Here is a 20,171-nt window from a genome sequence, read left to right as displayed (position 1 = left end):
GGAAACATGCAGCACGTACTCAACGGGCGCTCCGCGCTCGTCACCGGTGGTGGCCACGGGATCGGCGCCGCACTCGCCCTCGGGCTCGCCGAGGCAGGCGCTGACGTCGCGGTCCACTACGCGCACAGCGGCGACGCCGCGGCGACCGTCGTCGACAAGATCACGGGTATGGGCCGGCGCGCCGTCGCCGTCCAGGGAGACCTCACCGACCCCGAGGCCGCACGGGCCGTCGTCGCGACCGCCGCGGGTGAGCTCGGTGGCCTGGACGTCCTCGTCAACAACGCCGGTCACCTGGTCGGTCGAGCGACGGTGGCCGAGATGACCGACGAGCACTGGGCCCAGGTCTGGAACGTCAACGTCTCGAGCGTGTTCTACGTGACGCGCGCCGCCGTCGAGCACCTCAAGGCCAGCGACGCCGGTCGGGTCGTGACGATGGCGTCCCTCGCTGCGGAGAACGGCGGCGGTCCGGGATCGGTCGCGTACGCCGCGGCGAAGGCGGGCGTGGTCGGGTTCACCCGAGGGCTGGCCAAGGAGCTGGCCGGGGACGGGATCACCGTCAACGCGCTCGCACCCGGCTTCATCGGGGACACGCCGTTCCACGACGCCTTCACCCCGCCGGAGGCCCAGGCGAACATCGTCTCGGGCATCCCGCTGGGTCGGGCGGGTTCCGTCGACGACGTCGCGGCGGTGACGACGTTCCTCGCGTCGGACGCCGCCGGCTACATCACCGGGCAGGTCATGGACATCAACGGAGGGCTCAACTTCCGATGACCACGGTCCCCCCAGGGCTGGGCGGCTGGTGGCACGACTACGTGTGCCCCACGCACGGCACCGAGCTCGTCGGCGTGGAGGGCAGCGGTCACCGGTGCTCCCGAGGGTGCACCGTGACCGGGCCCCGCGTCGACGGCGCCCGGAGCGTGCTCGACCACCAGGCGTGCGCGAGAGAGATCCGGCTGCTCGCCCGCCGGGCCGCCAGCACGGGGTCGGGCACCGACCGGGACCGCGCGCTGTCCCTGCTCTCCGACTACGCCGACGTCTACGCCGGAGCGGTCGGTCCGGGCTGGAGCGAGGCCGCGGAGCCCTGGATGCTCCGGGGGCGGCTCTTCTCCCAGGCGCTGACCGAGGCGCAGTGGGCGGTCCAGATCGCCGACGCCGTGATCCTGTGCGGACGGGACGCGGCCGGACCAGGGGTCGTCACGATGCTGGAGGACCTGCTGGCGACGTTCGAGCAGGCGTACGCGATCCTCGTCGACGAGCGCCAGGACGAGCGCAACAACTATACGGCGTGGCTCGGGGCCGCCGGGGCCCTCGTGGCGCAAGCGCTGGAGGCGCCCGCCACCGTGACGGGACTGTGGCGGGAACGGGTGCTGCAGCACGTCGGCCTCGCGGTCCGCGACGACGGCTGGGAGTGGGAGGCGTCGGTCTACTACCACCTCTTCGTCCTCCGGGCCTACCTGCTGGCGCTCCGTGGCGCGGTGCCGACGGACCTCCCGCCGGCGACGACGGCGCGGCTGGCGGCCATGGTCCGGGTGCTCGCCGAGGTGGCGGCGCCGGACGGCCGTCTACCAGCGTTGCACGACGGCCCCTACGAGCGGGTCCCCGCGCACCGCGAGGTGCTCGAGGTCGCCGAGCTCGCCCGCGGACTCGTCAGCCCGACGGGTCTGGACACCGTGGAACGTTTCGCGCGTGAGCGTCTCGGTGACGCTGACGACGGCCTCGAGCCGTTGCTGTCCGGCTGGTTCGTCGGCGCCCCCGTGCAGGTCCCGGCGCCGTCCCGGGCAAGTGTGCTCTTCCCAGACGTCGGCTACGCCGTCCTGCGCGACGACGATGACACGTTCCAGGCGATCCTCGACGCGGGCCCGCACGGAGGCTCCCACGGGCATCTCGACAAGCTGGCCGTGTACCTGTACGGGGCCGCCCCGTGGCAGCCGGGGCCCGGGGTGCCGCCGTATGCGAGCCCGCTGCGACGGGGCTACTACGCCCGCACCGTCGCGCACCCGACGGTACGCGTCGACGGGCAGGACCAGGACGAGGCGACCGGGAAGATCGCGGGTTGGGACCCGGACGCCGGCACCTTGACGGCGACGGCCGAGCCGGTCGCCGGAGTCCGGGTACGGCGCAGCCTGCGCCTGTCGGCCGGGTGTCTGGTCGACGTCGTGACGGTCGAGTGCGGCAGCCCGCGGGAGGTGTCTCTGGCGTTGCGTCCCGCTGTCGGTCTCGAGGTACTGACCACGGCAGACGGTGCGGAGACGACGTGGAGGGCGGCCGACGGCACCGTCCTGCGGGGCTTCCACGCCGCTTCCGTGCCCGCGTCCCTCGTCGCTGCGCCCGGTCGCGGTCCGTCCGACGACCCGGCCCGGCCTCTCACCGTGGCCGACTGGACCGCGACGGGCGACCGGGTCGTGCTCGCCTCGCTCTACCACCAGGGGCCGCGCCCGCCGTCCCCTGTCACGATCGCCTTCGCGCCCGACGGCGGCGCGATCTTCCATCTGACCACCCCCGACGGGGACTCGACGATCGAGGTATCACCATGACCGAACCCCTGCTCATCGCCGGACGTGAGGATTCCCTGCGGGCCGAGCTCCGCGACGTGCGCAGCGCACAGTTCCGCCGGCTGGTCGACGAGTGCGAACGCCTGACCTCGCTGGAGCTCCCGGAGGAACACCCGCTGGCCTCGATCACCTACCTGGGCGCGGGCGCCGCGAACCTGGCGCTCGCGCACCGTCTGACGGGCCAGTCGCACTACCTGGACGAGCTGCGTCGCTGGCTGACCCCGGCGCTGTCGTTCCCGCACTGGGGTCGGGCGAACCTGCCCGACCACGACCTCGACGCCGGGTGGTTGCTGCACGGCCTCGGGCTCGCCTACTCGTGGGCGGGCAGCGCGCTGGAGCCGCACGAGCGTGCGGCGCTGCGCGACAAGCTGATCCTCCAGGGCACCCGGCTGTACGACTACGCCGTCGAGTCGGAGGGGGGATGGTGGTCGTCGTCGTACTGGCAGAACCACAACTGGATCTGCTACGCGGGCCTCGCGACGGCGGGGTACGCCCTGCGGGACGACCACGAACCCGCGCACGAGTGGACCGAGCGCGCCAAGGAGAACTTCGCCACGGTGCTGCGGATGCTCCCCGAGGACGGTTCCAACAACGAGGGTGTCGTCTACTGGCGCTACGGCGTGCCGTGGCTGGTCAGCTACCTGGACGTGCTGAAGTCCACCGAGGGTCTCGACTGGTTCGTGGACAGCGACTACCTCCGGGAGACCTTCTGGTATCGCCTCTACCAGGCGGCCCCGGACCTCGAACGGATCGTCGACCACGGTGACTGTCACGACCGGCGCAGCGGTCACCCGGTGGCGATGTACTACAAGCTGGCCGCGGAGTACCGGATCCCGCAGTGCCAGTGGCTCGCGGACAAGGTGGCCGACGAGTTCTTCTGGCGCGAGGCCTACGAGTCCGGCGTGCGGCCGGGGGTCCGGGCCGAGGCGTACCAGGAGCTGCTCTGGTTCGACCCGACGGCTCCGTCGGAGGGTCCCGAGCAGCTGCCGACGAACCGGTGGTTCACCGACCTCGGGCTCGTGGTCGGTCGCACGTCGTGGGAGCCGGACGCCGTCATGGTCTCGTTCAAGGCGTCGCCGGGCGGCGGGCACAAGGCCTGGGACACGTCGCACCGCATCAAGCGTGAGACCGGGTGGACGACGCTGAACGCCGGCCACCACCACCCCGACGCCGGCACGTTCGCGCTGCTCGGTCACGGTGCCTACCTCGCGCTCGACGAGGGCTACTCCTCGCGCAAGCGCACCGAGCACCACAACGCCGTCCTGGTGGACGGCAACGGGTTCGTCAACGAGGACCGCTACCACGTCTTCGAGAACCTGGCCGAGGAGTACGAGGCGCACATCGTCACCGCGACCCTGACCGACGGCTGGGTGCACGCGGTCAGCGAGACCTCGGCCATGTACGACCGGGCGCTCGGCGTCACCCGGGCTCGGCGCCACCTGGTTCTCACGCCGGGCGGCACCGTGGTGCTGCTGGACGACCTGCGGTCCGAGGCGCCCCGCACCTGGACGTGGCTGCTGCAGACCGAGCACGCCGCACGACCCGAGGGCGCGGGGGAGTGGCTCGCCGAGGCAGGCACCGGCTGTCTGCTCGTCACGGCGCTCGACGACGTGACCGACACGGACGTGGTGCCCACCCCCGTGCACGCCAACCCGACGTCGTCGACTCCCAGCCTGGCCATCGAGAAGGTCCAGCACACGCTGCGCCGGTCGACCGCTCCGACGGAGCGAGGACGGTTCGTCACCGTGCTCGAGCCGCGCGCCTGGGACGACACCGGGCGGTCGCGGGTCACGGTCGACGAGTCCGACGGGACCTACACCGTCCAGGTGTCTCGCGACGGCCGCACCGAGACGGTCGTCCTGTCGCTGGAGCTCGAGTCGCCGGTGGCGGCGCCTGACAGCGCCACCGGACGAGGGTTCGCCGGCCGGGTGTCGGTGGCTGCGACGGCGGGCGTGTCCGCGTGAGCGCGGCGACGGCGCCCCGACGGCGGACGGGCGGGTGGGAAGCAGCGACGCTGCGTGCCCTGATGTATCCCGCCAACATCGTGCTCGGTGGCGTCGTCGCCTTCCTCCTCGCGCTTCCCCTGGTCACCGCGCTGCCGGTGGCCGTCGCGCTCGGCCGGTCGCTCTCGACGTGGCACGTCGAGTCCGACGACGCCGTGGTGACCAACCTGCTGCGTGAGCTCCGGGCGACCTGGCGGCGTACCTGGCGGCTCGGCGTCGCCGTCGGCATCGCGCTGTTCCTCCTGGCCGCCGACGTGCTGTTCCTCCTTTCGCGGCTCGGGACACCCTCCGAAGGGCTCGCCGTCGTCGTGGGCGGGGCGACCCTCCCCGTCGCGTGCGTCGTCGTGCTCGCCGCCCTGCTGGTGCCCGTGGCCGCCGCCCGGGACCGGCAGGGTGACGTGCGGGCGTGGCTGACGGATGCGCTCGGCATCGCGACGGGCACTCCGGCTCGCACCGCGGCGATCTTTCTGCTGACCTGCGGGATCGTCGCGACGTGCATCGCCCTTCCCACCCTCGCGCCCTTCGTCCTGATGTCCCTGCCCCTCGACCTCGCGGTGCGGGCCTGGCCCGCGCTCCCGGCCGCGGGTGGTGCGGGAACCGGCACCTCCGGCGACGGCGAGTGAGACGCCGCGGGGCCGGCGCAGGCGGCGGCGCCCTGTGGGTGCTCTATGGCGACACGCTGACGATGGCCGTCGGCTTCTACATGCTGGTGCCCCTGCTGGCCTACCACTTCCTGCAGGACCTCGGGCTGACGATCGCCCTGGTCGGTGCGCTCACGGCCCTGCGCTCGGCAGCACAGAACGGCATCATGCCGATCTCCGGCTGGGTCGCCGATCGCATCGGCTACCGGCGAGCGATCGCCGGTGGCGTGCTCGTCCGCGCGGCAGGGTTTGCCGTGCTGGGCTCGGTCTCGAGCGTGCCGCTCCTGGTGGCGGGCTCCGTGCTCACCGGGCTGGGGGGCGCCCTGTTCCACCCTGCGAGCTATGCGGCGTACACGGCGTTGGCCGTCGGGCGCGACGCGGTGCGGGTCTACTCGACGCGCGAGCTCTTCTCGAACGTCGGGTTCGTCATCGGACCGATGCTCGGTGGTCTGCTGGCCGGGGTGGACTTCCAGTGGGTGGCCTTCTCGTCGGCCGCCCTGTTCCTCGGAGCCTTCGTGCTCACCGTGGTGGGACTGCCCGCCGGGCTGGCGCCCACGGGTGGCCGGCCGGCGCGGTTCGGTGAGGCGCTGAAGGACCGGGTCTTCCTGCGCTACTGCCTGCTGGCGGCGACGCTGTGGTTCCTGGTGTCCCAGCTCTACCTCGTGGTGCCGGTCCGGGCGAGCGACGTGCTCCCGGGAGCCATCGGCGTGGGACTCGTCTACACGGCTGCTGCCGTCTTCATGGTGCTGGTCATGCTCCCCCTGACCGGCTTCGTCTCCCGGCGCCTGGTGCCGCGCCGGATCCTCGCGCTCGGCGCCCTCTCGCTGGGGAGCGGGATCGCCGTCATGGGTCTGTGGGGCACCGTGGCAGGGCTCGTCGCCGGGGTGCTGCTCTTCACGGTGGGGCAGATGCTCTCCCAGCCGGTGATGAACGCCGTCGTCTCCGACTTCGCCGACGGTGGTGCGGTCGCGTCCTACTTCGGAGCACTGGGCCTCGCTCAGGCTGCGGGTGGCGTGGCCGGGAACCTGGTAGGCGGTGCGCTGTACTCGGTGGCAGGTGCCGGCGGCCCGCACGCGCAGCTCGTCTGGTACGTGTTTGCCGCCTGCGGTGCGACGGTGGCCCTCTTGTTCTGGAAGGTGGGTCCGCAGACCGGTGGTGCGGCACGAGAGGAGCACTGACCGTCACCCGCCGGGAGCCGACCCGGGTGGCGCAGGACGACGGCTGCCGCACCTCCGCTCGGGTGGTGCTCAGCCCGTCGGGCGCAGCACCGCTGCGAGGGCGCTGCCGTCCAGGTCGGCGAGCAGCTCCGCGACGTCCGTGCGGATCTCGACGGCGCCCGCCTCGGTCAGCTCGTGCGCGCCGACCCCGCCGCTGAGGACGCCGATGCACGGCACGCCGGCGCGCTCCGCGGCGATGACGTCCCAGACGGAGTCGCCCAGGAACACGGCCTCGGACGGCTCGACGCCGGCTGTCCGGAGCGCCACCTGCACGAGCTCCGGCTCCGGCTTGGAGGCCTCGACGTCCTGGGACGACGTCACCGCATGGAGCACGTCCTCCACGTCGAGCAGCTCCCGCAGCCGCTCGAGCTGCTCGAGCGAGGCGGACGTCGCCAGCACCGGGCGCGCTCCGCGCGCGGCGATCTCACGGACGAGCTCTCGGGCGCCGTCGAACACGCGCATGCGGTCGGCCGACGCGGCCTCGTGCCGTGAGTGGGCCTGCTCGACCTCGTCCGCGGCCCCGGGCGGCAGGTCGACGCCGCAGAGCGAGGCGACGCGGGGGACCAGCTGGTGCCCGGCCATCCCGACGGTCCGGTGGACCCGCCAGGCGTCGACCTCGAAGCCGACGTCGCGGAAGGAGCGCACCCAGGCCTCGACCTGGACGTAGTTCGAGTCGACGAGCGTCCCGTCGATGTCGAGCAGCACGGCACCAGCGGGCTGTCCAGAGCGAGTCATCTGTCGATCCTCCAGTCCGAACGGTGCCGTCGCCACTTCGAGCGGCCCTCGGGCGGTCCCGGCGACCCTCGCACCAGGATGACCTGGCGTACGGCCCGGGACCAGCCGTGGCCGCCGGGCAGCCCCCGCTCCCACGCTTCGACGACCTCCCGGCATGCGGTGTCGTCGTCGGCGACGACGACCAGGTTTCCGTCGTGGTCGCTGTACTGGACCTCGACGTTCACGCCGGCGTCCCCGAGCAGCCGGGCCAGGGTGCCGAGCTGGCCGGGGGTGTCCTGGTCGAGCCGGGTCACGACCACGTCGCGCACGACGGCCGGGCCGAGCCCGGCCGAGGCGACAGCGTCCAGAGCTGTTGCGCCGTCGTCCACGAGGTAGTGCGCCACCGCCCTTTCACCGTGCGCGACGACGCCACCTCCTTCGAGGCTGACGCCTGCGCGGCCGAGCGCCTCCCCGAGGTCGGCGAGCGCACCGGGCCGGTGGGGCAGCTCGACCCTGAGGTCCTGCCGCGGCCTGCTCACGGCGTCACCACCGTCGTCTCGACGACCACCGGGACGGACAAGGAGCCCGCGACGTAGCACTCCCGGTGCGCCTGCACGGCGAGCTGGAGTACCCGAGCGGGGGAGACGTCGGCGCCGACCGTGACCGTCGGGTGCAGCCGGACCTCGCCGAGGCGCACGGGCCGCGCGGTCAGGTCGAGGTGGCTCGTCGCGTCGTCGTGGTACACCAGCACCTCGACGCTCGCCCGTGCCGCCGCGCCGAGGAAGGACAGCATCTGGCAGGAGGACGCCGCCATGACGACGAGCTGCTCCGGGTTGAGGCGTTCCGGGTTCCCGCGGAAAGCGGGGTCGGCGCTCAGGGGGACCGCCGTCGTCGGGGGGTCGGTGGTGCCGACGTGGTCGCGGGAGTACGACCGGATCCCGTCGGCCGTCGAACCGGTCCAGTGCAACGAGGTGGCGTAACGATGTGCGGTCATGCTCCGCACGCTAGGCACGGGACGCTTCGGCGGACGCCGGAACGGGGGCGTCGTAGCGTGGTGCCGTGAGCAGGGACCGGGACTTCACCGCCGTCGGCCGGGCCCTGGCCGCGCCAGCGCGCTCCGTGTTCCTCAACCTGCTCCTGGACGGCACGCGGCGGCCCGCCGGTGAGCTGGCGCGGGCGGCCGGCGTCCACGCCTCCACCGCGTCGGACCACCTGGCGGTGCTGCTCGGCGCCGGGCTCGTGCGGTGCGAGGCCCACGGCCGATATCGCTACTACGTCCTCGCCGGGCCGCACGTCGGCGCCGCTCTCGAGGCCCTCGGCGCGCTGGCGGCTCCCGCCCCCGTCGTCGGCTACCGGCCCACCCGGCACGCGCACTACCTCGCCCGTGCACGATTCTGCTACGACCATCTGGCCGGGCGCCTCGGCATCGCGCTCGCTGACGCCTGGACCGGGAGAGGGTGGCTGGCCGGACGTGACGAGCTCACCCTCACCGACGCCGGCGCCGACGGGCTGCAGGCCACCGGCGTCGACGTCGACGGCGCGATCAGGGCCCGCCGGCCCACGACCCGTGCCTGCCTCGACTGGACCGAACGGCGACCGCACCTCGCCGGGGCACTGGGTGCCGCCGTCGGGCGACGATTCCTCGAGGCAGGCTGGGTGGCGCGGCACCGCTCGGGTCGGGGCCTCGACCTGACCGAGAGCGGGACGGCGATGCTCCAGGAGGCGTGGGGCGTCCGGCTCGCCGAGCCCGCCTGACGCGACCCGGTCACTCGCCGGCGCGGCGCCGCCACCGCACGAGCGCGCATCGACTCGCCGCGATCATGCTGCCTCTCGGTGCATGACACAGACCGGCCGTCGCGGATCGTCGAGCGCGTCGACGCGGGGTTCGAGCGTATGGCCGCCGGGCTCGCGGGTGGCGGCGATCGGGGTGCCGTGCCGGTCGCGGAACTCCCAGCGGCCGTGTCGCCAGCGCATCGTGACGCCCTGTCCGTCGACCCGGTCGTGATGGTGCCAGCACAGCAGCGCCCCGTTGTCGACGCTGGTGCTCCCGCCGTCCGCCCAGTGGGTGACGGCGTGGTGGACCTCGCACCGGTTCGGTGGTTCCTGGTACCCGGGCCAGGTGCAGTGTCGGTCCCGGGCGACCACGGCCCGGCGCAGCTGCCCGGCGACGGTCCGGCGACTTCGTCCGACGTCCAGGACCTGACTGTCCGGTCCGAAGACGATCCGGGACAGCTCGCTGTCGCAGGCGAGCCGGCGCAGGAGCGACGAGGGCAGCGGGCCGCGCCCGTCCGCGAAGGTCGGGAGGGCGTCGCCGGTGGGGATGTCGTCGTCCGTGCCGCCGTCGTCCGCACCGAGGATCCGGTGCGGGTCGAGGCCGGGGCTGCTCAGCGTCGCGGTGGTGGAGGCGGAGACGTCGGCCTCGGCAGCCTCGTCGGAGGCGGCGAGCGCCGCGTGCAGCTCCGTGAGGCTGACGGTGACGTTCAGATGCGGCCGGACGGACGCGCCGGTGCCCACGGCAGCGTTGTCCAGGGCGATCCGGGCCAGATCGGCGATGCCCTGGGCGCGCCGCTGGGTGGAGGTGCGGTTCTCGGCGGCGGGTGCACCGACGACGCTGTCGAGCGCCGTGCGCACGGCCTGTCTGTGCTCCTCGGTGAGGAATCCGGCCACGTGGTAGCCGTCCCAGGTGGGCGAGACCTCCAAGAACTCCTTCTCGCGGGCACGGGAGTACCCGCGCTCGTCGGACTCGGGGTCCGCGACGTGCGCGAACCGGCGCACCATGCGGCGGAAGGGTCCGCCAGGGCGTCACGGCGGGCCTGCGAGGTCGGGGCGATGTCCACCATCGCTCGCACGTGGTCCGCCCTGACCGTTCCTTCCGCGGCCGCGAGGGCGGTTGCCGGCAGGGCGTCGCGGAGGGTCTTTGCCGTGCGCACCTCGCGGCGCGCGGTGGCGAGCGTGACGTCCTGCGTCCGGGACAACCAGTGGGCGAAAGACCGGGACCCGTCGATCGCCCACGTCCCGGCGTCGTCGAGATCCGTGAGCAGTCGGAGGCGGACCACGCCGAGGCGTTCTTCGATCGTCCGGAGCCGGGCGGTCAGCTCCGTCAGGGTGCCGACGTCCTCGCCGGCCGCGACGCCGTGGCCGCGAGGGAGTCGACGGCGGACTCGATCTCGGCGAGCAGTCCGAGCGTGTCGCGCCGAGTCGTCATCGTCGCTCCCCATGGCCGTCTCGGTGGGTTCCTGTTCCCTTGCGGGCACCGCCAATGCTATCGAACATGTGTTCGTCCCACCAGGGCAGGATGGATTTCTTCCCCTTCTGTGGACAGTCCCGAGCGTCCACAGGTCCGCCGCACCCTCGGTGCCCGCCGGGCGAGCCACGGCGACCGGCTCTGTGCCGCGACCCCAGGATCAGCGCCGCGTCAGCCGGACCACGGGGATCCGCCGGTCGGTCTTGCGCTCGTAGCCGGCGAACTGCTTCGCGGACTTTGTGATCCGCTCCCACGCGACGGCGCGGTCCTCGCCCTGCAGCTCGGTGGCGGTGACCGGGATCGTCTCGCCGCCGATCTCGATGGTGACGTCGTCGGGGTGGGCGGCGACGTTGCGGTACCAGCCAGGGTTCGACGCGTCCCCGCCGGCGGACGCGACGACGAGCCAGGCGTCGCCGTCGCGGAACCAGGCCAGCGGGGTGGAGCGGGGCTCGCCGCTCGTGCGGCCCGGGGCGGTGAGCACCAGGAGGTTCATCCCCAGCGTGCTTCCGGACGCACGCCGGGCGCGCCAGGCGGCGAACGTGTTCGTCAGCCGCATGAGGGGACCGCGGGGCATCCCTGCGCCGTACGTGCCCTGCGGGTGGGTGAAAGACATCGGCTCTCCCGGTCGTCGGTGACGGCGTGCTCCGTCGAGGTTACGCCGAACAGCTCGGCGTCACTGCAGCGCGAAGCCGCCGTCCGTGGTGAGCCGCTGACCCACCACCCACGACCCCGCCGGGCTCACCAGCCACCCGATGAGGCGGGCCGGGTCGGTCGGCTCGCCCCAACGCCCGAACGGTGTCGCCGCCCGCAGCTCCTCCAGCTCCGCCAGCGGGCGGTCCGTCGTCCCGGGGTCGAGGTAGCCGGTGTTCACCGGGCCAGGGTTCACGGTGTTGAGGACGATGCCGAGCTCGAGCAGCTCGGCCGCCACCGTGGCGGTCACCCCGGCCAGCGCCGCCTTCGACGTCGCGTAGGCGACCTCCCCACGCATCGGTCCGCCCTCCTGGCCCGACGTCATCCACACGACCTTCGGCGCGGTGGCCGGGTCCGACGGCGCGGCGCGGCGCAGGCGTTCGCCGGGACGCGTCGTCGTGCCCGGTGCGGCGGCGACGTGCTGCTGCGCGAACCGGCGGGTGAGGAGCAACGAGGACCGGGCGTTCGTCTCCCAGAACGCGTCCAGGGTGGCGGCGGACATGTCGAGGATCGAGCCGTCGCCGCCGCTGCGCGCGTGGTTGCACACCAGGACGTCCACGGAACCGGTGAGCGCCCGGGCGGCGTCGAACAGCTCGTCCACCTGGGCGGGGTCGCGCAGGTCGGCGCTCGCGGACCCGGAGACGGCGTCGCCCCGCAGCGCCGCACGGACGCCGGAGCGCACGGCGGCGAGATCGTCGGCGCCCCACGGCTGATCGGCGTCGTGCGGGGCGTAGTGGTGCGTGAAGACGCTCGCCCCGAGCCCGGCGAGCTCGCGGGCGACGGCGTAGCCGATGCCCTTCCGGCGGGAGACGCCGGTGACGAGCGCCGTGCGGCCGGCGAGCGGAAGGTCGTGGTGGGTCATGCCCGCGACGGTAGCGGCGAGGGTCGACCCGGGGCCCGCAGATTTCGGTCGGGCAGCAGGCCGTCACCCACGCTCCGGCGGCCGCCCGCCGTCGGGTCCGAGCCCCTCACCCGCCGACCAGGGCCTCGCCCAGCGGCGTGCGCACGTGCACGACGCGGGCGCCCTCCCGGCGGGAGTCGACGAGCCGCGCCGCCGCCAGCCGCGACAGGTGGTGGGACGCGGTCGAGACGGCGAGCCCCTGCGCGGCCGCGACCTCGCTGGTCGACAGCGGCGCACGCAGGGCGAGGAGCACCCCGGCACGGCCGGCACCGAGCAGGCCGGCGAGCGCCCGTGTCGGGTCGGCCGCGGCGTCGGCCCATCGCTCCGACACCCCCAGCGCCGGGTAGAACAGGGTCGGCTGCGCCGGCGGTTCGGTCACGACGGCGCAGCGCGGCGCCATGACGGAGGGCGTCAGGACGAGTCCGCTGCCCGCGCAGTCGAGCACCTCGCCGTGCAGCCGGAGCCGGACGTGCACGGCGTGCGAGTCCCAGGTCACCGCGCCGTTCAGCGTGTCGACCATCGCCGCGAGGCCGTGCGTGGTCGTCCGGCGCGAGCGCACGCCGATGTCGGCTCGCAGGAGCCGCTCGAGCTGTGGCCAGTACGGGGCGAGGACGGCGTCCCACACCTGCTGCCAGGCGTCGGCCACGGCGGACCGGGTGCGCGGGAGGTCGTCGGCCAGGGCGCGCAGCAGCCGCTGCTCGGTGCCGCTGGTGCGGGCGACACGCTTGTGCAGGTCCACGCGCATCGGTTCGAGCGCGGTCTCGCGCAGCCGCTCGACCTCCTCCGCGGGCCCGAGGTCCCAGCCGGGCGTGGACGTGAGGAAGTCCGGCATGTAGCCGTCCGGACCGACGAGGAGCCGGAGCAGCTCGACAGCGCGTGCCGGGGCGCGCCGTCGCGCCTGCCGCAGCCAGCCCCACTGCAGCGGGTGGTACTGCGGACGGCCCAGCACCCGCACGGCGTGCGCGAGCTCGTGGCCCGGCGAGATGCCGAACCGGATCGCGGAGAGGTCGTCCGGCGTGAGCCGGAACTCGACCACGTTTCGATGCACGTCGAAACTCTAGGCGTCTGCCGGTGAGCGCACGAGGCTGGGCCCACCTCGACCGCACGGGTCGAGCGCACCCGACGGAGGAGTCATGGCCACGGTCGTCAGCGCGGAGTCCCTCCGCATCCCGGGTTCGAGGACGTTGCGCTTCGAGGGGCGCGACCACGGGTCGGGAGTCTCGTTCTTCCTCGTCACGAACGAGCCGGGCCAGGGGCCCGGACTGCACCGCCACCCGTACACCGAGACGTGGTCCGTCCTGGAGGGCGAGGCCATGATCGCCATCGGCGACGAGACGGTCGTCGCCCGGGCAGGCGACACCGCCGTCGTGCAGCCTGGTGTCTGGCACGGCTTCACCAGCACCGGCACCGGCGTGCTGCGCATGATCTGCGTCCACGCGTCCGCCACGATGATCCAGGAGAACCGCTGATGTCCTTCCAGGCCTACCTCGACGCCGTCGAGACGAAGACCGGGCTGACCCCGCGCCAGCTCGTCGATGCCGCCGCCGAGCAGGGGTTCGGCACCGGCAGCAAGGCCACGCCGGTCGTGAAGTGGCTCAAGGAGACGTACGGGCTCGGCCACGGCCACGCGATGGCCGTCACCCATGTCATCACCAAGGGTGACCGCATCAGCAGCAAGCACGTCGGCTCCGCCGGCGCCCACCGGGACGCGAGCGACCGGCTGTGGCTCGACGGGAAGGACACCCGGCCCGCCGACTGGTGACACGGCGCCGCCGGGCCGCCGTGCCTACGGGTCGGGGAACGACCCGCTGCCGAAGAGGATCCGGCGCGCGGCAGCCCGGCCGGGCGGCGTGCGCAGCAGGGCGACCCCGGCGGTCGCGACGGCGGGCGTGCGCACCATCGACAACCCACGGCGCATCGTGAGCCGGCCGCGGAACCGGGCACGCAGCGCCGCGCCGTCGTACCGGCGCAGCGCGTCCCGCCGTCCCGTCCGCAGGGCGGCGTCCAGCACGTCGACGGCGTGCTCGGACAGTCGCAGGCACGGGTCCAGCCCGCCCGCGGTCAGGGGTGAGACGGCGCCGGCGGCGTCGCCGACGAGGAGCCCGTGCGGGCTCGCGATCCGGCGCAGCAGCCCGCCGACGGGGATCGGACCGCCCCGGCGCTCGACCTGGTCGGCCGCACCAACGGAGTCGGCCGCACCAACGGCGCCTGCCGCCGTGCCGCCGGCGCCTGTCGCGGTGCCGCCGTCGTCGCGCGGTCCACCGTCGGGCCGCGCGACGCCGACGAGCCCGGGAGCCGACGCTGCGAACTCGCGCAACGCCTGGCGCATCCCGCGCGGGTACCGGTCGGCGTAGCCGGCGACGCCCACGTGGACGTGCTCGCCGTCGTCGAGCACCCAGGCGAGGTAGCCGGGCGCCAGGCGAGGGTCGACGACGCAGTGGAACGCGGGCACGACGTCGCGGCGGGGCGCGGGGTAGACCTCCTCGGCGCCGACGAGGAGCTCGGTGTTGCGGTCGAGGTCGAGCTCGCGGGCGACGGCCGACCGGGCGCCGTCGGCCCCGACGACGAACCGCGCGCGGACCCGGGCCGGGCCGTCCGGGCCGTGCAGCACATGGTGCCCGCCGTGTCGTCCGGCGTACCGGGCGCCGAGCAGGAGGCGCACCCCGGCCGCGGCCGCCGCACGCGCCTGCGTCACGTACAGCGGCGCCATGTCGCCCACGCGGTACTCGTCGCGGGCGCTGTCGAGCACGACGGGACGGCGGTGCGAGGGCGGGTAGAGCACCATGCGCCGGATCGCGGGGCCGAGGTGCTCGGGCGGCAGGTCGAAGTCCTCCAGCGTGCGGCGCACGAAGATCCCGGTGGTGCGCACGGTGCCGTCCAGGCGGGTGCGGCGCTCGGCGAGCACGACGTCGTGACCGCGCCGGGCGAGCTGGGTGGCGGTGTGCAGGCCGGCGAGCCCGGCGCCGACGACGAGCACGTCCGTGGCGGGCAGGCGTCCGGTGAGCACGCCTCAGGCCTCCGTCTCGCCGTCGGACGGGTCGTCGAGGGGCGGGGCGTCGTCGTCGACCCACTCGAGGAGGTCGCCGGGCTGGCACTCCAGGACGCGGCACATCGCCTCCAGCGTCGAGAAGCGCACGGCCTTGGCGCGACCGTTCTTCAGCACGGCCACGTTGGCGGGCGTGAGGCCGACGCGCTCGGCGAACTCGCCGACGCTCATCTTGCGGCGGGCGAGCTCCACGTCGATCCGGACGACGATCGGCATCAGATCACCTCGTCCATGTCGCTGCGCAGCGCCGTCGCCTGCCCGAGCAGCGCGCGCAGCACCACCATGAGGAGCCCGACGGCGGCGCCCACCAGGAGCACGACGAGCAGCAGGGCGGCGATGCCGGAGAGGCCCTCCGCGGCCGCGACCAGCACGCAGGCGACGAGCACGAGCGTCCAGGCGACGGCGACGGCCCCGAGGATGAGGTCGACCCATCCCCGGGAACGCTCGGAGAAGATCTGGTCGTCGCGGACCATGGCCAGCAGCCGCCACGCGCACACGAGCACCACCTGCACGCAGGCGAGGACGACGATGGTGAGGGCGAGCAGGGGCCAGCGCAGCGGGTCGAGGTCGGGGCTCTGCTCGGCCATCCGGCCGAAGACCGCCGGCAGCACGGCGACCTGTGCGCCGACCAGCGTCACGAAGACGGCGGCGAGCAGGACGCGCAGGGGGACGACGAGGCGAGAGGTCCGAGTCATGGAGCGAGACTCGCGCGGCGTCTATCGAAAGTCAATAGGAAGCGACCGTTCTTCGATGTCTTCACGAGGACGACACCGGACCTGTGCGCCGGCCGCGGGGAGCGGTGCCCAGCGGCTGGTGCTCCCGGACGGAGCGCAGATTCCGGCAGGTGGACATCTTCGGCCAGGACCCGTGCACGGGCAGCCCCGTGGCGGGCAGCCGCGCCCGGTTCACAGCACCGTCGCGAGCTGTTCCAGCGCGGCGAGCGGGTCAGGACCGGCGGGCATGAGCACGTTGGACGTGACCCCCGCCGCCGTCAGGTCGTCGATCCGTGCGCGGACCTGGGCGGGCGTCCCGGCGAGCGCGAGCTGCTGCACCCACTCCGCGGGCAGTCGCTCGGCGAACTCCTCTCGTGTGGCGCAGTCAGCCCGCAGCGCCGCGAACTCCGCCGCGAACGGCAGCGGTGCCAGGTGCGGCGCCCAGTCCGGCTCCCCGATCCACTCGAGGCCTGGCCGCGCCGTGGCGATGGCGACGCCCGGGTCCGGGTCGACAGCAGCGAGGTTGTAGGCGACGACCCGGTGCGCGTCCTGGGCCGCGATCCGCTCGCGCGCCGCGACCACGTACTCGGGCGTGACCGGCTCGGCCAGCACGGTGCCGTCCGCCACCTGCCCCGATGCCGCCAGGGACCGCGGCCCACGGACACCGAGCAGCAGCGGCGGCGAGGTCTCGGGCAGCGACGACGGTTCCAGCCGCACGTCCTCGAGACGAGCGCCCGCGACCGTGCCGTTCAGGGTGTCGCCGCCCAGGAGTGCCCGCACCCCTTGCGTGTACTCGCTCAGGAACGTCAGCGGTCGTTCCGGCCGGCAACCGGCCTGCCGCATCCGGCCCGGCATGCCGTGCCCGATCCCGACGGCGACCCTCCCGGGGAAGAGCTGGGCGAGCGTCGCGATCTCCATCGCTGCGAAGGCGACGTTGCGGGACGCTCGGGCAGGATCCCGAGACCGACACCGATGCTCTCGGACCCGGCCAGGACGGCCCCGGCCTGGGAGAAGCCGCCGCGGAAACCGAGGTCCTCGACGACCCACAGCTCGTCGAACCCGAGGCGCTCGGCCGTCCGGGCGTAGCCCAGCACCTGGTGCGCGGGAAGGTCACGCGGGAGCATCACGCCGATGCTCGATGGCGAAGTCATGGAGCATGACTACCAGAGCGCTCGTCGACGAGCGCGATCGACGCGTCAGAACTCCTCGTAGACCGCCGGGTCCTGGTCGTTGTTGCGCCCGTCGGCCCGGGCGAGCGAGGCGATGGCGTCCATGTCGTCGTCGCTGAGCGTGAGGTTCACGGCGTCCAGGTTCTGGCGCTGCCGCTCGGGCGCGGTCGCCTTCGGCAGCGGCAGGACGCCGAGCCGCGCGTGCCACGCCAGGATCACCTCGGGGACGCTGAGGCCGCGGGCGTCGGCGATGCCCACCAGCACCGGGTCCTGGAGCATCTCGTCGGCCCGGCCGATCGGGCTCCACGCCTCGGTGACGATGCCGAGGGAGGCGTCGTAGGCGCGCTGCTCCTCCTGCGGGAAGTAGGGGTGCAGCTCGACCTGGTTCACCGCGGGGACGACGCCCGTGGCCTCGACCAGCCGGTCGATGTGCTCGGGCAGGAAGTTCGACACGCCGATCGCGCGGACCAGGCCGCGCCCGCGGGCCTCGATCAGCGCCTCCCACGCCTCGACGTACCGGCCCTGGGAGGGGTTCGGCCAGTGGACCAGGTACAGGTCCAGGTGTTCCAGCCCGGTGCGGTAGACGCTCTCCTGGACCGCTTCGAGCGCGGCGTCGTGGGCGTGGTGCCGACCCGGCAGCTTGGAGGTCACGATCACCTCGTCGCGGGGCACACCGCTGCCCCGCACGGCGGTGCCCACCGCCCCCTCGTTCTCGTAGTTGAACGCCGAGTCGACCAGCCGGTAGCCGGCCCGCAGGGCGCTCGCGACGGTCCGGGCGCCGTGCTGCCCCTTCAGCATCGCGGTGCCGAAGCCGATCCGGGGCAGGTCCAGGCCGTCGGTGGGGGTGGTGCGGGGCATCGGTCCTCCTCGGGGCGGGGTTGCTCTCCTGGCGACCGTACGCAGGGAGCCTCCTCGTCGCGCGAGCGGGCCGGGGCGGCACCCGGCGGGGCAGGTCAGGTGAGCCGGCGCACCACGAGCGACTGGGCCAGCCGACCGAACGCGCCGTCGGCGTCGTGCAGGACGGCGGAGGTCACCCCGGTGCCCCCGGCGCCGAACGTCACGGTGGTGTCCAGGCCGAGCCAGCCGCCGGCGGGCGCGCGGAACAGGTGCGCGGTGAGGTCGACGTTGGGGAAGGCGACGGCCCGGGGGTCGGCGCGCACCGTCATCCCGTTCGCCACGTCGAAGAGGCCGACCGTCCGGGCCAGCGTGCCTACCTCCTCGTCGTCGAGGAGCGGGACGTCCGTGCGCACCCACACCCGGCCGCGGCCGGGTGTCTCCAGGGCGCGGCGCACGTCGACCGAGGCGACGAACCCGCCGGGCCAGTCCGTCGTCGGGTCCCAGGCGGGCGTGTCCTCGGGGCCGGGCACGGGGTCGGGCACGCCGTCCTCCAGCGCGACCGTGGCGGAGGCGGCGGTGAGCCAGGCGCGCAGCGTGGCGACCCGTCGGCCGCCGCAGCGCACCTCGGCCTCGACGAGCTCGACGCCGCGGCCGGGTCGGAGCACCTGCACGGCGGTCTCCATCGGCGCGAGCGGGTACGGGCCCCACACGTCGAACGACAGCCGGGCGAGGGTGAGGTCGTCCCGGCCGCGCGCGACGCGATCGGTCTCGACCAGGTGCGTGAGCAGGCCGACCGTCGGGGCGACGTGCTGCTCGGCGGTGTTCCAGGCGCCGCCGACGGCGGGGGTGGGGTCGAACGTCGTGGCGCCGGTGCGTCGGAAGTAGCTCATAGCCGTCATCCTGGCAGGACGCCGACGAGGCCCAGCCTCCCTCCCGCGTTACATACAGGCGATGTATCATTCATGCCATGAGTCATCACCCGGGTGCGTCGCACGTGCCGCGTTCCGGCGCCACGAACGCGCTGCAGGGTCACCTGGACGCCGTCCGACGGCGGGGCACCGGCCGCATCGTCGCGCTGCGGGGAAGGCGGCAGGTCGGGAAGTCCACGCTGGTGGAGAGCTTCATCGAGTCGATCGACGTGCCGAGCGTCTTCGTGCCGGGGGTCTACGGGTCCGCGCTCAGCCGGCAGCTCCACGACGCGACGCGGGCGATCAGCGAGTCCCGCCGCCCGCTGCCCGACGCCGAGCTGTTGACCCAGTCGCCGGCGACATCCTGGCGGGAGTGGTTCGGTCGGCTCGCCGTGGCTGCGCGGTCGGGACCGGTCGTCGCGGTGCTCGACGAGTTCCCCTGGATGGTCGACGGCGACCCCACGCTCGAGGGGGAGCTCCAGGCACAGTGGGACCGCGTGCTGGAGAGGCTTCCCGTCCTGCTCGTCGTCATCGGGTCCGACGTCGCGATGATGGAGCGGCTCGCGACGCACGGGCGGCCGCTGTTCGGACGGCTACGTCCCTGTGTCGTCAAACCGCTCGACCCCGCGGAGGTCGCGACGGCCCTTCCCGGGCGCAGCGCCTTCGACGTGTTCGACGCGTACCTGGTCACCGGTGGCTACCCGCGGCTCGTCACCGACCTGGCCGACCACGGTGGCGACGTTGAGGCCTACACCCGGGCGTCGCTGACCGATCCCTACAGTCCGCTCGTCGCCACGGCACGGCTGACCCTCGATGCCGAGTTTCCCGATGCTCCCGCCGCGTACCGGGTGCTCGGTGCCATCGGGTCCGACGACACCGCGAACCCAGGATTCACCGACGTCCTGTCCGCCATCCAGGACGGTGCGGAGCGCAAGGCGCTGGAGACGGCGACGACGCGTGCGCTGAAGACCCTCACCGAGACCAAGGGCCTGGTCGAGCGGGAGCTCCCCGCCTGGGCGCCGCCGTCGAGCCGCCTGCGTCGGTACCGCGTGACGGACCCCTACCTGAGGTTCTGGTTCCGCTATGTCGAGCGCCGCGTCGAGCAGATCGCCCGGGGCAGGGCCGACCTCGCCGTGGCGGCGTTCGACCGCGACTGGCCGAGCTGGCGCGGGCGGAGCGTCGAGCCCGTCGTCCGGGAGTCGCTCACGCGCCTCGCCCGGTCCGACGACTCGCTCGCCGACGTGGAGGAGGTGCACCCCTGGTGGACCCGGGACGGACGGGTGGAGGTCGACGTCGTGGCCGCGACGGCCACCCGCACGGCCGTCGTCGGCTCGGTGAAGTGGCGCCGGGAGGTCGGGCTGACCGACCGCGAGGTCCGAGCGCTCGCGGTCGCGGCCGGACGGGTACCACGCAGCGAGGATGCGCAGCTGGCCGCCATCACCCCGTCCGGCGAGCCGGCCGCGGGGGCCGGGCTGGCGTACGGGGCCGAGGACCTGCTCGCCGCCTGGCGGCACTGAGCGCGCGACCCGTACCGTC

The 20,171-nt window shown here is 73.8% G+C and carries 23 protein-coding genes and 1 pseudogene; 9 read left to right on the top strand and 15 right to left on the bottom strand.

Going from position 1 to position 20,171, the window contains the following annotated elements:
* Window positions 1-6: 6 nt before the first annotated feature.
* The 5 genes from UQW22_RS04785 to UQW22_RS04765 are packed head-to-tail and all read left to right on the top strand — an operon-like array spanning window position 7 to window position 6,374.
* Window positions 7-771: an SDR family NAD(P)-dependent oxidoreductase gene (locus tag UQW22_RS04785; protein ID WP_407319736.1), complete on the top strand. Its 765-nt coding sequence runs from the start codon at window positions 7-9 to the stop codon at window positions 769-771.
* A complete protein-coding gene (locus tag UQW22_RS04780) occupies window positions 768-2,534 on the top strand; it encodes a heparinase II/III family protein (protein WP_407319735.1) in 1,767 nt (588 codons plus the stop codon). The genes UQW22_RS04785 and UQW22_RS04780 overlap by 4 nt, the downstream gene beginning before the upstream one ends.
* Entirely contained in the window at window positions 2,531-4,516 is a 1,986-nt protein-coding gene (locus UQW22_RS04775) for a DUF4962 domain-containing protein (protein WP_407319734.1), read from the top strand. Before UQW22_RS04780 ends, UQW22_RS04775 begins: the two co-directional genes overlap by 4 nt.
* Window positions 4,513-5,178: a hypothetical protein gene (locus UQW22_RS04770; RefSeq protein WP_407319733.1), complete on the top strand. Its 666-nt coding sequence runs from the start codon at window positions 4,513-4,515 to the stop codon at window positions 5,176-5,178. The genes UQW22_RS04775 and UQW22_RS04770 overlap by 4 nt, the downstream gene beginning before the upstream one ends.
* Window positions 5,175-6,374: an MFS transporter gene (locus tag UQW22_RS04765; RefSeq protein ID WP_407319732.1), complete on the top strand. Its 1,200-nt coding sequence runs from the start codon at window positions 5,175-5,177 to the stop codon at window positions 6,372-6,374. Before UQW22_RS04770 ends, UQW22_RS04765 begins: the two co-directional genes overlap by 4 nt.
* A 69-nt stretch (window positions 6,375-6,443) precedes the next feature.
* Here UQW22_RS04765 and UQW22_RS04760 read toward each other — a convergent pair whose 3' ends face one another.
* The 3 genes from UQW22_RS04760 to UQW22_RS04750 are packed head-to-tail and all read right to left on the bottom strand — an operon-like array spanning window position 6,444 to window position 8,121.
* Window positions 6,444-7,148: an HAD family hydrolase gene (locus UQW22_RS04760; RefSeq protein WP_407319731.1), complete on the bottom strand. Its 705-nt coding sequence runs from the start codon at window positions 7,146-7,148 to the stop codon at window positions 6,444-6,446.
* On the bottom strand, window positions 7,145-7,666 hold the full coding sequence (locus tag UQW22_RS04755; RefSeq protein ID WP_407319730.1) for a hypothetical protein: 522 nt from the start codon (window positions 7,664-7,666) through the stop codon (window positions 7,145-7,147). Before UQW22_RS04755 ends, UQW22_RS04760 begins: the two co-directional genes overlap by 4 nt.
* Window positions 7,663-8,121 carry an OsmC family protein gene (locus UQW22_RS04750; protein ID WP_407319729.1) on the bottom strand — a complete coding sequence of 153 codons (459 nt, stop codon included), beginning with the start codon at window positions 8,119-8,121 and terminating at the stop codon, window positions 7,663-7,665. The genes UQW22_RS04755 and UQW22_RS04750 overlap by 4 nt, the downstream gene beginning before the upstream one ends.
* A 65-nt stretch (window positions 8,122-8,186) precedes the next feature.
* Here UQW22_RS04750 and UQW22_RS04745 point away from each other — a divergent pair, with 65 nt between their 5' ends.
* The gene (locus UQW22_RS04745) at window positions 8,187-8,882 is read left to right on the top strand and encodes an ArsR/SmtB family transcription factor (protein ID WP_407319728.1); all 696 of its coding nucleotides are present in this window, start codon (window positions 8,187-8,189) and stop codon (window positions 8,880-8,882) included.
* A gap of 63 nt (window positions 8,883-8,945) precedes the next feature.
* Here the strand turns inward: UQW22_RS04745 and UQW22_RS04740 are convergent, their stop codons facing one another.
* The 5 genes and pseudogenes from UQW22_RS04740 to UQW22_RS04720 all read right to left on the bottom strand — a co-directional run bounded on the left by UQW22_RS04740 (window position 8,946) and on the right by UQW22_RS04720 (window position 13,010).
* Window positions 8,946-9,905, bottom strand: a complete 960-nt coding sequence (locus UQW22_RS04740) for a DUF222 domain-containing protein (protein WP_407319727.1) — start codon at window positions 9,903-9,905, stop codon at window positions 8,946-8,948.
* A 110-nt stretch (window positions 9,906-10,015) separates the two neighbouring features.
* Window positions 10,016-10,183 (bottom strand): annotated as a pseudogene (locus tag UQW22_RS04735) (HNH endonuclease); the annotation flags it as partial.
* Between the two features lie 348 nt (window positions 10,184-10,531).
* Entirely contained in the window at window positions 10,532-10,984 is a 453-nt protein-coding gene (locus UQW22_RS04730; RefSeq protein WP_407319726.1) for a nitroreductase/quinone reductase family protein, read from the bottom strand.
* A 60-nt stretch (window positions 10,985-11,044) separates the two neighbouring features.
* Window positions 11,045-11,923: an SDR family oxidoreductase gene (locus tag UQW22_RS04725; RefSeq protein WP_407319725.1), complete on the bottom strand. Its 879-nt coding sequence runs from the start codon at window positions 11,921-11,923 to the stop codon at window positions 11,045-11,047.
* Window positions 11,924-12,029: 106 nt separating this feature from the next.
* Window positions 12,030-13,010, bottom strand: a complete 981-nt coding sequence (locus UQW22_RS04720) for an ArsR/SmtB family transcription factor (RefSeq protein ID WP_407319724.1) — start codon at window positions 13,008-13,010, stop codon at window positions 12,030-12,032.
* Between the two features lie 85 nt (window positions 13,011-13,095).
* Between UQW22_RS04720 and UQW22_RS04715 the strand changes: the two genes are divergently transcribed.
* The gene (locus tag UQW22_RS04715; RefSeq protein ID WP_407319723.1) at window positions 13,096-13,431 is read left to right on the top strand and encodes a cupin domain-containing protein; all 336 of its coding nucleotides are present in this window, start codon (window positions 13,096-13,098) and stop codon (window positions 13,429-13,431) included.
* The gene (locus UQW22_RS04710; protein WP_407319722.1) at window positions 13,431-13,724 is read left to right on the top strand and encodes a DUF4287 domain-containing protein; all 294 of its coding nucleotides are present in this window, start codon (window positions 13,431-13,433) and stop codon (window positions 13,722-13,724) included. The genes UQW22_RS04715 and UQW22_RS04710 overlap by 1 nt, the downstream gene beginning before the upstream one ends.
* A 24-nt stretch (window positions 13,725-13,748) precedes the next feature.
* Here UQW22_RS04710 and UQW22_RS04705 read toward each other — a convergent pair whose 3' ends face one another.
* The 7 genes from UQW22_RS04705 to UQW22_RS04675 all read right to left on the bottom strand — a co-directional run bounded on the left by UQW22_RS04705 (window position 13,749) and on the right by UQW22_RS04675 (window position 18,617).
* Window positions 13,749-14,969, bottom strand: coding sequence for an NAD(P)/FAD-dependent oxidoreductase (locus tag UQW22_RS04705; protein ID WP_407319721.1), 1,221 nt, complete (start codon window positions 14,967-14,969; stop codon window positions 13,749-13,751).
* Window positions 14,970-14,972: 3 nt separating this feature from the next.
* Window positions 14,973-15,224 (bottom strand): helix-turn-helix domain-containing protein, encoded by a 252-nt coding sequence (locus UQW22_RS04700; protein ID WP_407319720.1) that lies wholly within the window; start codon window positions 15,222-15,224, stop codon window positions 14,973-14,975.
* Window positions 15,224-15,703, bottom strand: a complete 480-nt coding sequence (locus tag UQW22_RS04695; RefSeq protein ID WP_407319719.1) for a DUF2975 domain-containing protein — start codon at window positions 15,701-15,703, stop codon at window positions 15,224-15,226. Before UQW22_RS04695 ends, UQW22_RS04700 begins: the two co-directional genes overlap by 1 nt.
* 210 nt (window positions 15,704-15,913) lie before the next feature.
* Window positions 15,914-16,639, bottom strand: coding sequence for an LLM class flavin-dependent oxidoreductase (locus tag UQW22_RS04690; RefSeq protein ID WP_407319718.1), 726 nt, complete (start codon window positions 16,637-16,639; stop codon window positions 15,914-15,916).
* Window positions 16,528-16,845: an LLM class flavin-dependent oxidoreductase gene (locus UQW22_RS04685; RefSeq protein ID WP_407320725.1), complete on the bottom strand. Its 318-nt coding sequence runs from the start codon at window positions 16,843-16,845 to the stop codon at window positions 16,528-16,530. Before UQW22_RS04685 ends, UQW22_RS04690 begins: the two co-directional genes overlap by 112 nt.
* A gap of 72 nt (window positions 16,846-16,917) precedes the next feature.
* Entirely contained in the window at window positions 16,918-17,748 is an 831-nt protein-coding gene (locus UQW22_RS04680; protein WP_407319717.1) for an aldo/keto reductase, read from the bottom strand.
* Between the two features lie 95 nt (window positions 17,749-17,843).
* Window positions 17,844-18,617 carry a thioesterase family protein gene (locus UQW22_RS04675; RefSeq protein ID WP_407319716.1) on the bottom strand — a complete coding sequence of 258 codons (774 nt, stop codon included), beginning with the start codon at window positions 18,615-18,617 and terminating at the stop codon, window positions 17,844-17,846.
* Between the two features lie 77 nt (window positions 18,618-18,694).
* On the opposite strand from UQW22_RS04675, the gene UQW22_RS04670 reads away from it, so the two are divergent.
* Complete coding sequence (locus UQW22_RS04670) at window positions 18,695-20,152, top strand: ATP-binding protein (protein WP_407319715.1); 1,458 nt, start codon at window positions 18,695-18,697, stop codon at window positions 20,150-20,152.
* Window positions 20,153-20,171 lie beyond the last annotated feature (19 nt).

The sequence above is a fragment of the Isoptericola halotolerans genome (assembly GCF_045689585.1).
Lineage (GTDB): Bacteria > Actinomycetota > Actinomycetes > Actinomycetales > Cellulomonadaceae > Isoptericola > Isoptericola halotolerans_B.
The sequence above is the reverse complement of the archived record's forward strand: the minus strand, read 5'-3'. Positions and strand labels throughout refer to the sequence as shown.

Excerpts from the sequence above, each read along its gene's own strand:
- UQW22_RS04785 (WP_407319736.1), top strand. The coding sequence starts at position 7 with ATGCAGCACGTACTCAACGGGCGCTCCGCGCTCGTCACCGGTGGTGGC.
- UQW22_RS04780 (WP_407319735.1), top strand. The coding sequence starts at position 768 with ATGACCACGGTCCCCCCAGGGCTGGGCGGCTGGTGGCACGACTACGTG.
- UQW22_RS04775 (WP_407319734.1), top strand. The coding sequence starts at position 2,531 with ATGACCGAACCCCTGCTCATCGCCGGACGTGAGGATTCCCTGCGGGCC.
- UQW22_RS04760 (WP_407319731.1), bottom strand. The coding sequence starts at position 7,148 with ATGACTCGCTCTGGACAGCCCGCTGGTGCCGTGCTGCTCGACATCGAC.
- UQW22_RS04750 (WP_407319729.1), bottom strand. The coding sequence starts at position 8,121 with ATGACCGCACATCGTTACGCCACCTCGTTGCACTGGACCGGTTCGACG.
- UQW22_RS04740 (WP_407319727.1), bottom strand. The coding sequence starts at position 9,905 with ATGGTGCGCCGGTTCGCGCACGTCGCGGACCCCGAGTCCGACGAGCGC.
- UQW22_RS04730 (WP_407319726.1), bottom strand. The coding sequence starts at position 10,984 with ATGTCTTTCACCCACCCGCAGGGCACGTACGGCGCAGGGATGCCCCGC.
- UQW22_RS04725 (WP_407319725.1), bottom strand. The coding sequence starts at position 11,923 with ATGACCCACCACGACCTTCCGCTCGCCGGCCGCACGGCGCTCGTCACC.
- UQW22_RS04715 (WP_407319723.1), top strand. The coding sequence starts at position 13,096 with ATGGCCACGGTCGTCAGCGCGGAGTCCCTCCGCATCCCGGGTTCGAGG.
- UQW22_RS04710 (WP_407319722.1), top strand. The coding sequence starts at position 13,431 with ATGTCCTTCCAGGCCTACCTCGACGCCGTCGAGACGAAGACCGGGCTG.
- UQW22_RS04700 (WP_407319720.1), bottom strand. The coding sequence starts at position 15,224 with ATGCCGATCGTCGTCCGGATCGACGTGGAGCTCGCCCGCCGCAAGATG.
- UQW22_RS04695 (WP_407319719.1), bottom strand. The coding sequence starts at position 15,703 with ATGACTCGGACCTCTCGCCTCGTCGTCCCCCTGCGCGTCCTGCTCGCC.
- UQW22_RS04690 (WP_407319718.1), bottom strand. The coding sequence starts at position 16,639 with ATGGAGATCGCGACGCTCGCCCAGCTCTTCCCCGGGAGGGTCGCCGTC.
- UQW22_RS04685 (WP_407320725.1), bottom strand. The coding sequence starts at position 16,845 with ATGCTCCCGCGTGACCTTCCCGCGCACCAGGTGCTGGGCTACGCCCGG.
- UQW22_RS04680 (WP_407319717.1), bottom strand. The coding sequence starts at position 17,748 with ATGCCCCGCACCACCCCCACCGACGGCCTGGACCTGCCCCGGATCGGC.
- UQW22_RS04675 (WP_407319716.1), bottom strand. The coding sequence starts at position 18,617 with ATGAGCTACTTCCGACGCACCGGCGCCACGACGTTCGACCCCACCCCC.
- UQW22_RS04670 (WP_407319715.1), top strand. The coding sequence starts at position 18,695 with ATGAGTCATCACCCGGGTGCGTCGCACGTGCCGCGTTCCGGCGCCACG.